This window comes from Gleimia hominis, from assembly GCF_002871945.2.
Classification (GTDB): Bacteria; Actinomycetota; Actinomycetes; order Actinomycetales; family Actinomycetaceae; genus Gleimia; species Gleimia hominis_A.
This window is the reverse complement of sequence record NZ_CP126963.1, coordinates 416,296-429,928: the sequence shown is the minus strand read 5'-3', so window position 1 is coordinate 429,928 and position 13,633 is coordinate 416,296. Positions and strand designations below refer to the sequence as shown.

The following is a 13,633-nucleotide window of genomic DNA, read 5'->3' as shown; positions in this document are numbered from 1 at the left end:
AAGCGTCCGGTACCTAATTTAAACCGACACAAGAAAAACCCCGGTTAAACCGGGGTTTTAAGTGTGCGCAAGAGGGGACTTGAACCCCTACGCCCGAAGGCACTAGAACCTAAATCTAGCGCGTCTACCAATTCCGCCACTCGCGCTTAGGCTCAACCAGTTTAGCGTAACTGCACCTACGGAACGCAAATCTTAACTTAGCTGCGCGAAGCGGTGTTGATCACGGAATGCGCCAATATCCGATTCCCCCGGTAGATCACCAGGGACTGCCCCGCTGCGATACCGCGCACCGTTTCGCTGAGTTTAATTCGCACGTTTCCGCCCCCGGTTTCGTTTCGGTTGGCTTGCCGCGTTTTTTCTATGCCTGAGGCACTTGCCGTCCCGCCTGCCAAGGGCCCATCAGTTACGGTGAGTTCCTCAATCAACTGTGGTTTACCGTGTGCCCGCATCTGCGCGTATAGTGCCTCGTCCCCATCGGTACCCATCGCGTGTGGTTCGAGGGTACGCACGTCGCCCGCGTCGTCAGCGGCGAGCCACACGAGCTCACCCGCCTCAATGTCGTTTACAGACAACAGGGTGGACGGGCCCACGACCACCTGGTTGCTTTGCGGGTGGGTTTCGAGCACGTAGCGCGGTTTCCCATCGGCAGCGGGTCGGTCGATGCCCAACCCCTTGCGCTGGCCCACCGTGTACTCGAAGTACCCGCGGTGCTGGCCCAAAACGTTACCTTCGACATCCACGATGTCACCGGAGGATTCACCCAGTTTGGCCCGCAAGAAACCCTGCGTGTCCCCATCGGGAATAAAGCAGATGTCGTACGAGTCGGGTTTTTGTGAGACCCCTAAACCGCGTTCCGCCGCTTCAGCCCGAACCTCATCTTTCGACCCCACGTCCCCAAGGGGGAGGATAACGCGGGCAAGCTCTTCAGACCCCATAACCGCAAGCACGTAGCTTTGGTCTTTATCCAAATCCCTGGCGCGCAACAGCTGGTACCCATTGTGGTTCTCAATCCGCGCGTAATGGCCGGTGCATACCGCGTCAAAACCAAGCGCTTTTGCCCGTATGGCCAGTTCGCGGAACTTCACGAACTCGTTGCACCGCACACACGGGTTCGGGGTGCGGCCCATGCGGTACTGTTCGACAAAGTCCTCCACAACTGTTTGTTCGAACTCCTCCGCTAAATCCCACACGTAATAGGGAATCCCCAGTACCTCAGCAGCCCGCGCCGCATCCACTGAATCCTCTAAAGAACAGCATCCGCGCGCGCCCACGCGGCAAGACTGCGGGTTCGACGACAGGGCCATGTGAACGGCAGTGACCTCGTGGCCGGCATCTACTGCGCGTGCTGCCGCCACAGCTGAATCTACCCCACCTGATAATGCTGCTAACACGCGCATACGTACGCGACCTCCTCCATCTTTTAGCGATCCTTCTATCGTCTAGCGCTCCAGCTATCGTTTACCTATCTAATGCGCCAACCATTAGTTCTAATGCGCCGACCATTAGTGATCCAACGCATCTAACTGCTGGGCCGTGGCAATCACTTCGGGCAAAGCCGCCGAGAGTGCTTCCACGTCCACCATTGTCGTCAACGGACCAAACGATACCCGAAGTACCCCTAATGCTTCTCGTTCACAGCGGCCAGCTGCGAGCAATACCTCAGAGGGACGGGTCACACCCGCGTGACATGCCGAACCCGCGGACGCCATAATGCCCACGCGATCTAACCCAAGCAGCACTGCTTCCGGATGCGCAGTGGGTACAGATAGGTGCAAGATCGTGGGTGCAACCGGGCCTGTGGCAAGCGTTGGCCGCACACCCGGTGGGAGCTGCGCAATGATCTGTTCCTTAAATCTCTTACACCGCTGCACCAACGCGTCCCGCTCTTGCGCAACCGCTTCGAGCGCCGCCGCGAGCGCGCACGCCCCCGCGACGTCCTGGGTGCCGGAACGCACTTTGTTCTCTTGGTCTCCGCCGGGCCGGTCGGTCAATATCTTTACACCGCGGCGAACCACGAGGGCGCCGACTCCCACGGGGGCACCGACCTTGTGGCCCGCCACGGTGACCAGGTCCCAGTCGCGTTCGCGCACATCAATCGCCTCGGTGTGGATCGCTTGGGAGGCGTCGACGTGCAACAGGGGACGCTCGGCGCCTCCACCTCGCGCCTGATTGATTTGCTCCATCGGTTGGATCGCACCCGTTTCTGAGCACACCGAAGCCACCGATATTACGGCTGCGTTTGACTGCACCTGGTCAGTGAGCAAGCGCGTGTCCCGGTCTATGTCAAGCACTTGCCACTGGCCGCCTTCGCGTTCCACTACGCCGCGTTGATTGCGCGTAGACGGGTGGTCCGCAGCGCACACTTGCACCAGGTTCCTCCCAGTTCGCGTTTTCATCGCGCGGAACCCACCCGCGATCGCGAGAGCGTTAGATTCCGTAGCACCGGAGGTGAACACCACCTCGGGGCGTTCTACTCCCAGGTGGTAGGCCACGGCCTCACGGGCATCCTCTAATAGGCGCCGGGCTGCGCGCCCACCGGAATGCAACGCGTTTGGGTTCCCCGGGTGGGTTTGGAGCCAATCTTGCACTTCCAGCCACCGATCCCGCGCCTGCGGGCGCAGCGGCGTGGTGGCCGCGTTATCCAAGTACGTCACAAGCGTTTCCGCAGCCGCTCAATTAGGTCGGGCACTACCTCTTGTACAGTTCCCACGATTCCCAAGTCAGCGATTTCGAAAATCGGGGCGTCGGGATCATCGCAAATCGCCACGATTTTCTCGGCCGCTTGGATACCGGTCACGTGGTGGATCGCTCCCGACACGCCCAGTCCGATGTACAGTTTCGGAGCGATGGAAACCCCGGTTTGCCCCACTTGTGCCGTGCGGTCAATCCACTCTTCATCGCAGGCCACGCGGGTTGCCCCAACTGCCCCTCCAAGTAGGTCCGCGAGCTCTTGAGCGGCAGTGAAGTCCCCTTCCACGCCGCGGCCGCCGACGACCACCACGTCCGCTTCTGTCAAGGGCACGTTCCCCGAGCTGGCTTCTGGGACGGACTGGTCGACGGACACGGCGCGGGCACTGTCAGAGTAGGTGACGTCCAGCGGCTCCACGTTCGTGGCGGCGGGTGCCGGTTGTGGTTTCGCTTCCACTGAGGACGGGCGCACGGAAACCACTGGGGCGGTGCCACGGACCTCAAAAATACTGTTCCACGCCCCGGCTAATACGGGTTTGGCAGCGACCACTTTGCCGTCTTGAACGACGCATTCAGTTACGTCCGCCGCCACGCCGGTGTGCAGTTTAACCGCCAGCCCCGCGGCCACTTCGCGCCCCCGGTAGTTCGCGACGTTGAGGATCAACCCGTACGCGTCTGCCTTAAACGCTGCCAGTGCCGCGTCCACCACTGCGGCACCGACGCGTGCGGATGAGGAAGTTAGGTTCGCCGCGTACACGGTGCGGACCCCAAATTCGGTCAGCGCCTGGGTGTCGGGCGAGTCGTTGAGCGCTACGGCGTCCACCGCCTGGTTAGTTACCGCGTGTGCCAACGTGAGTATCTGTTTTGACGCTTCACTCAAGACGTATCCCTGTTCGGCGTTGCCCGAGTGGTCGGTCAACACCAGTACCGGTGCGTCGAGTTTTTCTGAGTGGTTTTCAAGTAGTTGAGCGGGCATTACTTCATTACCTCCACGATGAAATCGGTGAGCAGCTCGGCCCCATTACCACCGGTGTCCTCTACGACATCCCCGCCGACACGGGCGGGTGCCTGTTCAGACTCTAGGAGTTGGACGGACGCTCCGCCGCCACCCACGGTGTCGAACGCGGTGAAGTTCGCCAGGTCATCTAGGTTCCAGTGGTCCAGCGGTTTCTTCCGGGCGGCGCGCATGGCGCGGAAGTTCGGGTAGCGCGGTTCGTTCACCTGGTCGGTTACCGACACGACTGCGGGTAGTGCGGCACTGAGTTCGTCGTCGTACCCGTCTGCGGACCGGCGGATGTGGACCCGTTCGTCTGCCACCGACAGTTCATGGGCTAGGCTCAGATACGGTTTTTCAATGAGGGTGGCCAACGCGGCGGGCAGCAGGGACGTCATGCCGTCGAGCGAGGACATGCCGGTTAACACGAGGTCAATCGACCCTTCCGCACTGAGCTGCTGGTATGCAGCGGCGAGCACGTGGGCGGTACCCACCACGTCCGTGCCCGCGAGCCGCTCGTCAGTTACCAGCACGGCGCGGTCCGCTCCTTTTTGCAGTGCGAAACGCGCGGACTCTTCGGCATCTTCAGGCCCCATGCTGAGTGCGATTACTTCCCCACCGCGCTCCTCTACGAGCTGTACGGCGGCTTCCAAGGCATTTTCGTCGAGTTCGTTGAGGGTGTCATCTTCCCCACGGACCAACCGGCCTTCCTCGATTCGACGGTCCGACTGCGCGTCGGGCACGTGTTTAATGCATACAAGAATTCTCATACTCTCTACAGTGCCACATATTCGGCTAACGTGTTATTGCGCGTATCACCCGTTTGCACGTGCCCGCCTCACCCACCAACATGGTTAAGTGGTATTTTTTTCACACTTTGAGGCAGAATCGAGTATTATCGGCCCGTTGTAGTAACACATGCGTATTGATACGAGCGGTCCGAGCATACCTGGCGCGGGCGGTTAGTTATCTTAACCACTAAGAGCTTTAACCACTATGAGTTTTAGCCAGTACGAGTTTTAGCCACTAAGAGATGGAGTAAATGAGTTCTCAGGATCACCACTGCCCCACTGATAGTTGGGAGTGTGCACGCGCAACCCTTCCCCCGGCAATCGACTCCACGCAGCAGGGCGCCTTTTTGCGCGACGGAGGGGTGGATTTCGTGGTTGCCGCGCCGGGTGCGACCGCGGTGGAACTGTGCATTTTCTCCTCTGACGATTCGCAAGCTGCGGGTAGCGACGCCGACTTTGCAGGCGGTATTGCCCAGGCACCAGGTGGCCGCGCGCAAGAAACCGAGGTGCGCTACCGCATGCATCCGCACGAAGGAGGCTTGTGGAGTGCGCATAAGAGCGGTGTCGGCGGCGGCACTCAATACGGGTATCGGGTGAGTGGCCCGTGGGATCCCGATGGCGGGCTGGTTTACAATCCGCACAAGCTTCTGCTGGACCCGTACGGGCGCGGTTTAGAACGCGAAGTGCAGCTTCACCCGGCTCTGTACGCCCACCGGGTGGATTCGCAGTTCACTCCCCTCCCTGGGCCGCTGCAGCCAGATCTTGAGGATTCGGCTCCATACCAGGGCCGGTCCGTGGTGGTAAAAGACACGTTTGAAGTCACCGCGGGTCCGGGCACCAGCTGGGATGAAACCGTCGTTTACGAACTGCACGTGAAGGGTTTCACTAAGAACATGCCGGGGGTGCCCGCGGCACTGCGGGGTTCGTACGCGGGGTTGGCGCACCCTCAAGCGATTTCGCACCTCAAATCCCTAGGGGTCACGGCGGTGGAACTACTGCCGGTACACGCGAAGTGGGACGAACCTTTCTTGCAGCAAAAAGGTATGACGAACTACTGGGGGTACTCCACGCTGTCGTTCTTCACTCCAGAACCCTCCCTCGCAAGCCCGGGGGCGCGCGCAAACGGGGCTGGCGCCGTGGCCGAAGAATTCAAAGGCATGGTGTCGCTGCTGCACGAAGCGGGAATCGAAGTGCTCCTCGACGTCGTGTACAACCACACGTGCGAAGGTGGGCTAACCGGCCCTATGCTCAGCTGGCGCGGCTTCAGCCAAAGCACTTACTACCGGCACACCCAAAACCGCCCCGTAGTCGGCATTGACGACACCGGGTGTGGCAACACCGTTAACTTCGACGAAGCGCGCGTACTCGAAATGACCCTCGATTCCCTGAGGTACTGGGCGGGCGAAATGGGAGTGGACGGGTTCCGATTCGACCTCGCCGGCACGCTGGGTCGCTACGCCGACGGGTACACGCCCCGCCACCCCTTCTTCATGGCCCTAGCCGCAGACCCACTGTTGAAAACCAAAAAACTGATCGCAGAACCGTGGGACATCGGCCCCGGAGGGTGGCAAACCGGTAACTTCCCCCTGCCGTGGAGCGAATGGAACGACCGGTACCGCGACACCATCCGCGGATTCTGGCTCGCTGACTTCGCGAACTTAGAACGCGGCGAAGACACCCAGGGGCCAAATGATATCGCCACCCGCATTTCTGGGTCCGCGGACCTGTTTGGCGAAACCAATGGACACCCGCGTCCCTCAAGGTCATCACTGAACTTCATCACCGCGCACGACGGCTTCACGCTCGCCGACCTGACGGCATTTAACCACAAAAACAACTACGCGAACGGGGAGAATAATCAAGACGGCACCAGCCGGAACCTGTCTTGGAACCACGGGTTAGAAGGCCACCCAAGGGCCGGTAAATCTGAAAACACGCAAGCCAGCTACCGGCACGACCCGATGCTCGACGCTGTTTTCTACCCGCGGGAGAGGTCCATCCGCAACCTGCTCGCAACCCTCCTGTTTTCCGTTGGTACCCCCATGATTGTGGCCGGCGACGAGATTGGCCGCACCCAAAACGGAAACAACAATGCGTACTGTCAAGACTCCCCCATTTCGTGGATCAACTGGGATTTAGACACGTGGCAACGCGACCTGTTCGACACCGTGCGCTACCTGATTGCACTGCGCCGCAACCACCCCGTGATGCGCCCGAACGCGTTCGCCAGTGGGAGCAGACAACCCGGTGATGAACTCGAAGATCTGTCGTGGCGCACCGCTGACAACCACCGCTTGCATCCCCACGAGTGGCACGACCCCGCGCACCGGGTACTGCAGTTCTCGCGTTCGGGAAAACCGTGGAATGACTGCGACCTACTAGTTGTGTTCAACGCGACCCTCAACACGGCCACCGTGAACTTGCGCAAAGGCCGGGGAATTAATTACCGCCTGGTGTTCGACTCGTCTTGGGTCAACCCTTCTGAGGGCGGCGGGTTGCCCGACGCGTCCAACCACCAGTACTGCGACATCGTGGAACCGGGCACGACGATCCACATGGAACCGCAGTCCCTGCAGCTGTATTTAACCGAACGCCCATAAGGTAGGCTGGAGGGCGTGAGTAACAACGGTATGCAAGCATCTTCTCAGTCCGCCACCGTAGAACGGGCGATCGCACGGTCACAAGAGATTGAACGTGAGATCGATAAAGACCCGTCGCGGTTTCGGATTCTCACGGGTGACCGACCCACCGGACACCTGCACCTCGGGCACTACTTCGGCACCATCCAGTCGCGCGTTACACTGCAAAACCGGGGAATTGAACTGTGGCAGCTGATCGCCGACTATCAGGTAATCACCGACCGCGACGGCGTGGGGCCGCTGCGGGAGCGCGTCCTGTCGCTACTCACCGACTATTTAGCCGCGGGGATGGACCCAGAGAAAACCGTGATCTTCACGCACTCCGCGGTGCCGGCACTGAACCAGCTGATGCTCCCATTCCTCTCTGTCGTTACAGAAGCGGAACTGCACCGCAACCCCACTGTTAAATCCGAGCTGGAAGCCAGTGGTGGGCGCGCCATGAGCGGCCTGCTCCTCACCTACCCCGTGCACCAGGCGGCCGACATCCTGTTCTGCCGCGCGAACCTCGTGCCCGTGGGGCAAGACCAGCTGCCACACGTAGAGCAAACCCGCGTGATCGCCAACCGGTTCGACAAACGCTACGGACGCGTGCACGAAGACCAGCCGGTGTTCCGCCGCCCCGACGCCCTCCTGTCGAACGCGCGCCACGTGCTTGGCCTGGACGGCGAGAAAATGTCCAAATCCCGTGGCAACACCATCGAGCTGCGCATGAGTGCAGACGAGACTGCCAAGCGCCTCAAGAAAGCAAAAACGGATGCGGACCGCAATATTACGTACGACCCGGTGAACCGCCCAGAAGTATCGAACTTGCTGCTCCTGGCATCTATGGCGTCCGGTGAAGACCCGCGCGAAATTGCCGACCAAATCGGTGACGGCGGGGGCGGTGCATTGAAGAAACGAGTGACCGAGGACCTCAACACGTACCTAGCGCCCATGCGGGCTAAACGCGCGGAACTAGAGCAAAACGAGGACTATCTACTCGAGATTCTGCGCGCCGGCAACGAACGCGCCAATGAGGTTGCGGAAGCGACCCTGGCGGACGTGCGCGAAGCCATGCACATGCGCTACTACTAGACGGCGCTCGAGCCACCACTAGTCGGCTAACTGGCCGGCGCTATGACGCAATGCTGAGCGGAGCAACTAGCAAACGCTGGCGAGGCTGACGAGATGCGCGTGAGATTTTGCAGACATTTTTCCCTAAACTGGGGTTGAGAGTCACGTCAACCTAAGGAGCACCCAGATGTCGCAGGCTTCGAAGAAGGTCGTCCGCCGCAAGAACCCGGTTCCGCCACGCGCGCGAATCCCCCGAATCCCAGTTACGGAAATCTTCCCGTCAGTAGAAGACGGTTTATGGGCTGCGAAAGCCACCGAAGGGGAATCGTTTCCGGTGCGAGCCACGGTCTTCCGTGAGGGACACGACGCACTCGGAGTCGAAGCCGTGCTGGTGGATCCAAACGGCAAAGAACACATGCGTGCCCCCATGTACGACATCGCCCCGGGATTAGACCGATACGAAGCGTGGCTCATGCCCGACACTCCCGGTGACTGGTCCTTTTATATCGAAACCTGGTCCGACCCATATGCCTCGTGGACGCACGACGCGGCCATAAAAATCGCGGCGGACGCGGATGTGGAACTCACCCTCGAAGAAGGGGCCCGCCTCATGGAACGCGCAGCCGCTGGGAAACCCCGTCCGCGGGGGCGGGCACCTAAACCACCTAAGGAATCACAAAAAATCCTCCTCGACGCGGCAGCGCGCCTACGTGACACCAGCGCCGCCGCGCAACGCCGTTTGTCCGCTGGTTTAAGCACGCAGGTGCGCGCCGTGTTTCGCGACACTCCCCTGCGTGAGCTCGCTGGCAAATCCCGCAAATACCCCCTGCAGGTAGACCGCAAACGCGCCCTGGTGGGTAGCTGGTACGAAATCTTCCCCCGCTCTTACGGCGCCCACAAGAACGCGGACGGCCAGTGGGTTTCCGGTACCCTCACCGAGGCGGCTAACGCCCTGCCGCGCATCGCCAAGATGGGATTCGACGTCATCTACCTAACGCCCATCCACCCGATTGGCACCACGTTCCGCAAGGGGCGCAACAACACGCTCGACGCCCACCCGGACGACCCGGGGTCACCGTACGGAATCGGTGCAAGCGACGGCGGGCACGACGCGATCCACGCGGATTTAGGGACTTTCGAAGACTTCGACCGCCTCGTTGCCCGCGCCCGCGAACTCGACATGGAAGTGGCCCTCGACCTGGCACTGCAATGCAGCCCAGACCACCCGTGGGTAAAAGAACACCCCGAATGGTTCTCCGCCCGCGCCGACGGTTCCATTGCTTACGCGGAGAACCCCCCGAAGAAATACCAGGACATTTACCCCCTGAACTTCGACAATGATCCGGAGGGTATTTACGAAGCGGTGCGGGCCGTAGTACTCAAATGGATTGACCATGGCGTCACCATTTTCCGCGTCGATAACCCGCACACAAAACCACTGAGTTTTTGGCAGCGATTCCTAGCCGATATCCGTGCCATCCACCCGGAAGTAGTGTTCTTAGCGGAAGCGTTCACCCGCCCCGCCATGATGCGTACGTTAGGTGCGATTGGTTTCCATCAGTCTTACACGTATTTCGCGTGGCGCACCGAGAAGCAGGAACTGTTGGATTATTTCATTGAGGTTTCCACCCAGACAGCGCACCTGCTGCGGCCCGCGTTCTGGCCCACCACGCACGATATCCTCACGCCGCAAATGACCACGGGAGGCGCAGAAATATTTGCGATCCGCGCGGTCCTCGCAGCTACCGCAAGCCCCACGTGGGGGATTTACTCCGGTTACGAGTTCGTTGAGAACGTGCAGCGACCCGGTTTTGAGGAACAGATTGATAACGAAAAATACGAGTTCCGCCCCCGCCCGTGGGAAGACGCGGACCAACACGGGTTAGCAACTTTACTGACCCAGTTGAACACCGCGCGCAAACACCATCCGGCGCTCACACAACTGCACCGCATCAACGTGCACGAAACCACGGACGACAGGCTCCTGTGCTTTTCCCGCCACGTGCCCGCACAGTTCTCCCCCACCGGCAAAGAAGACACCGTGATCGTAGTGGTCAACCTGGATCCTCACAACGAAGTTGTGGGCGCTGTGAACCTGGACCTTAACAACCTGGGCGCCACCGTTTCTTACGGCACGTCCGGGCCCACCCTGCAGGTCCGTGACGAGTTAGATGGCGCGCAATACGCGTGGGGCGAGTCGAACTTCATCCGCCTGAACCCCAGCGAACGGGTCGCCCACGTCCTCAGCGTCCAAACTCAATAACGCACCCGAGTACCGCGCGCAAGCAGACCCGAGGGTTAGACTCGCGCTCGTCGAGCTAAAACGTATTTTGCACACAGAAATTTGGTGAGTATGACAAATCGAAATGACGCACCCGCCACCGGCGCAGTTCCTCTGGTGAACGTGCCGGGTAGTTCCGCAAAAAAACACGAAGTACCAGACTTGGCACAACACGAGTTTCCCCCAGTTGCGCAAGACCCGCAGTGGTACCGCACAGCCGTTTTTTACGAGGTTCTAACTCACTCTTTTAAGGATTCGAATAACGACGGCGTGGGGGACTTCGAAGGGCTGCGGTCAAAGCTGGACTACCTGGCGTGGCTGGGGGTGGACGCCCTGTGGATCCCCCCGTTCTACCCCTCCCCGATGCGCGATGGTGGATACGACATTTCTGACTTCATGGACGTGGATCCGCGCTACGGGACCTTAGAAGACTTCAAACGCCTGGTTGCGGACGCGCACGAGCGTCACATCCGCATAATTGTCGACATGGTTTTGAACCACACGTCTGATCAGCACCCGTGGTTCCAATCTTCCCGAAACGACCCGTCCGGCCCGTACGGGGACTTCTACGTGTGGCGATCCCGGCCCAGTGAATACCTGGATGCGCGCAGTAATTTTCATTGACACGGAGGATTCAAACTGGTCCTTCGACCCCGTGCGCGGCGAATACTACTGGCACCGGTTCTTCGACCACCAGCCGGACCTCAACTTCGAAAACCCCGCGGTGCAGGAAGCCGTGAAGAACGTGATCCGCTACTGGTGTGATATTGGCGTGGATGGGATTCGGTTGGACGCGATCCCGTACCTGTTTGAAGAAGATGGGACGAACTGCGAAAACCTGCCCGCAACCCACGAGTTCATCGCGGACCTGCGAGAGATGATTGACGATGAATACCCAGGCACGATGATGATTGCGGAAGCGAACCAGCCGCCGCACGAGGTGGTGGCTTACTTTGGGACGGACGCGCGCCCCGAGTGCCACGTGTGTTTCCACTTTCCGATAATGCCCAAGATTTTCGCGGCCCTGCGGGAGGAATCGTCGCGTGGGATCCGCGAATCGATGGCGGAAACCCCGCCGCTACCCAAGGGCGGGCAGTGGGGCACGTTCTTGCGTAACCACGATGAGCTCACCTTGGAGATGGTCACGGACGAAGAACGCGCGGACATGTACGGGTGGTACGCCCCGGAAGATCGAATGCGTGCGAACGTGGGGATCCGCCGCCGGTTGATGCCGCTGCTGCGTGGGTCGCGGCGCGAGGTGGAGTTAGCGAACGCCCTGCTTCTTTCACTGCCCGGCTCCCCGTTCTTGTATTACGGTGACGAGCTCGGCATGGGCGATGACATTTGGCTGTCGGACCGCAACGGTGTGCGCACTCCGATGCAGTGGGATGATTCGCCTGGCGCCGGGTTTTCTTCCGCCGCCGCGGAGGATTTTTACCTCCCTGTTATTTCCCAGGGTCCGTATGCGCCGAATGCGATTAATGTTGAGGAGTCGCGCTCGCGCCCCACGTCGATGTTGAACTGGATGCGGGCCATGCTGAAAATGCGCAAGCGTTACCCAGCGTTCGGATTGGGGTCAATGACACTGCTGAACAGTTCTGATGACGCGGTTTTGGCGTACCTGCGCCGCGATGAGCAAACGACGATTCTGTGCGTGAACAACCTCTCTACCGCGTCACGTTCGGCCACCATTGACCTGCCCGGCATGTCGGGGTGGCACCTAACCGATGTGGCGTCGGGCAATCCCTTCCCCTCGGTATCTGAAGAGGAGACGATTGATATTACGCTCTCGCGGCACGCTTTTTACTGGCTTGAAGTGACATTCTTGGAAGACGAGGAGGAAGACGAATGAGTGCGTCTTGGCCTGAAGATTTAGATCTGTTGGATGCGATCGGCCCATGGTTGTACTCGAGGAGGTGGTTCCCCGGGCAGAAAGGCGACCAGATCCGGGTGCTCGACACGGTGGATTTGTCTGCCCTGTCGGTTGCGGATCCGGCGAATGAACCCGTGGAACCCGTGTGGATCTCCCTAATCGAAGTGGGGGAAAACCTCCTGTCGGTCCCACTGGTGTACACGGATCAGGCGCCTTCCAGCGGAGTCGTTGCCCACGTGCGCGACGCGTGGATTGTTGACGGCGCGTATTCCCCCCTATTTTTACGCGCCTGGATCCGCGAAGCCTACACCGATGGGACGATTTCCCCACTGGCTCCTGAACAAGCCAGGACAATACGCGACCGCCTGCTGCAAGTAGCGGACCAGACCCACGTCATTTCTGGGGAGCAGTCCAACACGTCCGTGGTGTTCCCCGGCGAAGCCGCGTGCGTCGTGAAGTTCCTGCGGGTTCTGCATCCGGGAGTGCACCCGGAGTTAGAAGTCACACAAGCCCTCGCAGCTACCGGTTGGGAATGCGTGGCCACCCCCGTGCTGTACGCGCAGCTGCAACCACGCGGAGAGGCACGCGAACCGTTCGTGTACGCAATCGGCGGGGCCCTGGTGCGCGATGGCCGGGATGGGTTCGAACTGTTCGTTCAGATGGCGCGCGAAGGCGCAGACCCCGCTGCGCTCGCCCACTCACTGGGCCGGGTGACCGCGCAGATGCACGAACGGTTAGCCGATGCGTTCGGCGCCAGTGAGTCCATGGCCACCAGTGAGTTCGCTCAGCGCCTCACGGCAAATATTCAAGCGGCCAGTGCGGAAGTGCCCGCGCTGAAGGAACGCGATTTCGATCAGCAGCTGATCGCCGCAGTTCACGAAGTGGAGAACCTTTCGGAACTACCACCCGTGATCCGCGTGCACGGCGACTATCACCTGGGGCAAACGATGCATTCAGACGCCGGGTGGACAGTGCTGGATTTCGAAGGGGAACCATTGCGTTCACTCGCGGATCGGCGGCAAAAAGATTTCGCACTCCGAGACGTGGCGGGGATGCTGCGTTCGTTCGACTACGCGGGTGCGAAGGCGAGCGCGGGGGCAGCGTGGACGCAGGCGGCGCAAGATGCGTTCTTGAACGGTTACACGTCCGGGGGTGGGTTAGGTCCGGTTGAGCAGGTGATGCTGCGCGCCCTCCTGGTGGAAAAGGCGACGTACGAAACGGTTTACGAGTACCGGATGCGCCCAGAGTGGATTGACATTCCGCTGCGGGCACTTAAAAACCTCACGTAACGCACGTCACCATTTGGAACGCGTG

The 13,633-nt window shown here is 60.3% G+C and carries 10 protein-coding genes and 1 tRNA gene; 6 read left to right on the top strand and 5 right to left on the bottom strand.

The genetic code is table 11. The features are described from left to right. Window positions 1-64: 64 nt before the first annotated feature. From CJ187_RS01945 to CJ187_RS01925, 5 genes are all read right to left on the bottom strand, one after another. Window positions 65-146, bottom strand: a tRNA-Leu gene (locus tag CJ187_RS01945). Between the two features lie 51 nt (window positions 147-197). Next, complete coding sequence (gene mnmA / locus CJ187_RS01940) at window positions 198-1,397, bottom strand: tRNA 2-thiouridine(34) synthase MnmA (protein WP_102215989.1); 1,200 nt, start codon at window positions 1,395-1,397, stop codon at window positions 198-200. A 105-nt stretch (window positions 1,398-1,502) separates the two neighbouring features. Further along, entirely contained in the window at window positions 1,503-2,654 is a 1,152-nt protein-coding gene (locus CJ187_RS01935) for a cysteine desulfurase family protein (RefSeq protein ID WP_102215990.1), read from the bottom strand. Continuing rightward, a complete protein-coding gene (locus CJ187_RS01930; protein WP_102215991.1) occupies window positions 2,651-3,664 on the bottom strand; it encodes an electron transfer flavoprotein subunit alpha/FixB family protein in 1,014 nt (337 codons plus the stop codon). Before CJ187_RS01930 ends, CJ187_RS01935 begins: the two co-directional genes overlap by 4 nt. Next, the gene (locus tag CJ187_RS01925; protein ID WP_102215992.1) at window positions 3,664-4,452 is read right to left on the bottom strand and encodes an electron transfer flavoprotein subunit beta/FixA family protein; all 789 of its coding nucleotides are present in this window, start codon (window positions 4,450-4,452) and stop codon (window positions 3,664-3,666) included. Before CJ187_RS01925 ends, CJ187_RS01930 begins: the two co-directional genes overlap by 1 nt. A gap of 272 nt (window positions 4,453-4,724) precedes the next feature. On the opposite strand from CJ187_RS01925, the gene glgX reads away from it, so the two are divergent. From glgX to CJ187_RS01900, 6 genes are all read left to right on the top strand, one after another. Next, a complete protein-coding gene (glgX, locus tag CJ187_RS01920) occupies window positions 4,725-7,073 on the top strand; it encodes a glycogen debranching protein GlgX (RefSeq protein ID WP_102215993.1) in 2,349 nt (782 codons plus the stop codon). 30 nt (window positions 7,074-7,103) lie between these two features. Continuing rightward, entirely contained in the window at window positions 7,104-8,186 is a 1,083-nt protein-coding gene (trpS, locus tag CJ187_RS01915) for a tryptophan--tRNA ligase (RefSeq protein WP_102216556.1), read from the top strand. A gap of 166 nt (window positions 8,187-8,352) precedes the next feature. Next, the gene (locus CJ187_RS01910; RefSeq protein WP_102215994.1) at window positions 8,353-10,428 is read left to right on the top strand and encodes an alpha-1,4-glucan--maltose-1-phosphate maltosyltransferase; all 2,076 of its coding nucleotides are present in this window, start codon (window positions 8,353-8,355) and stop codon (window positions 10,426-10,428) included. Between the two features lie 90 nt (window positions 10,429-10,518). Next, window positions 10,519-11,070 carry an alpha-amylase family glycosyl hydrolase gene (locus CJ187_RS09475; protein ID WP_434737332.1) on the top strand — a complete coding sequence of 184 codons (552 nt, stop codon included), beginning with the start codon at window positions 10,519-10,521 and terminating at the stop codon, window positions 11,068-11,070. Beyond that, complete coding sequence (locus tag CJ187_RS01905) at window positions 11,048-12,298, top strand: alpha-amylase family glycosyl hydrolase (protein ID WP_434737331.1); 1,251 nt, start codon at window positions 11,048-11,050, stop codon at window positions 12,296-12,298. The genes CJ187_RS09475 and CJ187_RS01905 overlap by 23 nt, the downstream gene beginning before the upstream one ends. Next, complete coding sequence (locus CJ187_RS01900) at window positions 12,295-13,608, top strand: phosphotransferase (protein ID WP_102215996.1); 1,314 nt, start codon at window positions 12,295-12,297, stop codon at window positions 13,606-13,608. The genes CJ187_RS01905 and CJ187_RS01900 overlap by 4 nt, the downstream gene beginning before the upstream one ends. The last annotated feature ends 25 nt before the right edge of the window (window positions 13,609-13,633 follow it).

Bases quoted from the DNA above. Each gene is read 5' to 3' on its own strand.
- glgX (WP_102215993.1), top strand. From the start codon at position 4,725: ATGAGTTCTCAGGATCACCACTGCCCCACTGATAGTTGGGAGTGTGCA.
- CJ187_RS01925 (WP_102215992.1), bottom strand. From the start codon at position 4,452: ATGAGAATTCTTGTATGCATTAAACACGTGCCCGACGCGCAGTCGGAC.
- CJ187_RS01930 (WP_102215991.1), bottom strand. From the start codon at position 3,664: ATGCCCGCTCAACTACTTGAAAACCACTCAGAAAAACTCGACGCACCG.
- CJ187_RS01910 (WP_102215994.1), top strand. From the start codon at position 8,353: ATGTCGCAGGCTTCGAAGAAGGTCGTCCGCCGCAAGAACCCGGTTCCG.
- CJ187_RS01900 (WP_102215996.1), top strand. From the start codon at position 12,295: ATGAGTGCGTCTTGGCCTGAAGATTTAGATCTGTTGGATGCGATCGGC.
- trpS (WP_102216556.1), top strand. From the start codon at position 7,104: ATGCAAGCATCTTCTCAGTCCGCCACCGTAGAACGGGCGATCGCACGG.
- mnmA (WP_102215989.1), bottom strand. From the start codon at position 1,397: ATGCGCGTGTTAGCAGCATTATCAGGTGGGGTAGATTCAGCTGTGGCG.
- CJ187_RS01905 (WP_434737331.1), top strand. From the start codon at position 11,048: ATGCGCGCAGTAATTTTCATTGACACGGAGGATTCAAACTGGTCCTTC.
- CJ187_RS09475 (WP_434737332.1), top strand. From the start codon at position 10,519: ATGACAAATCGAAATGACGCACCCGCCACCGGCGCAGTTCCTCTGGTG.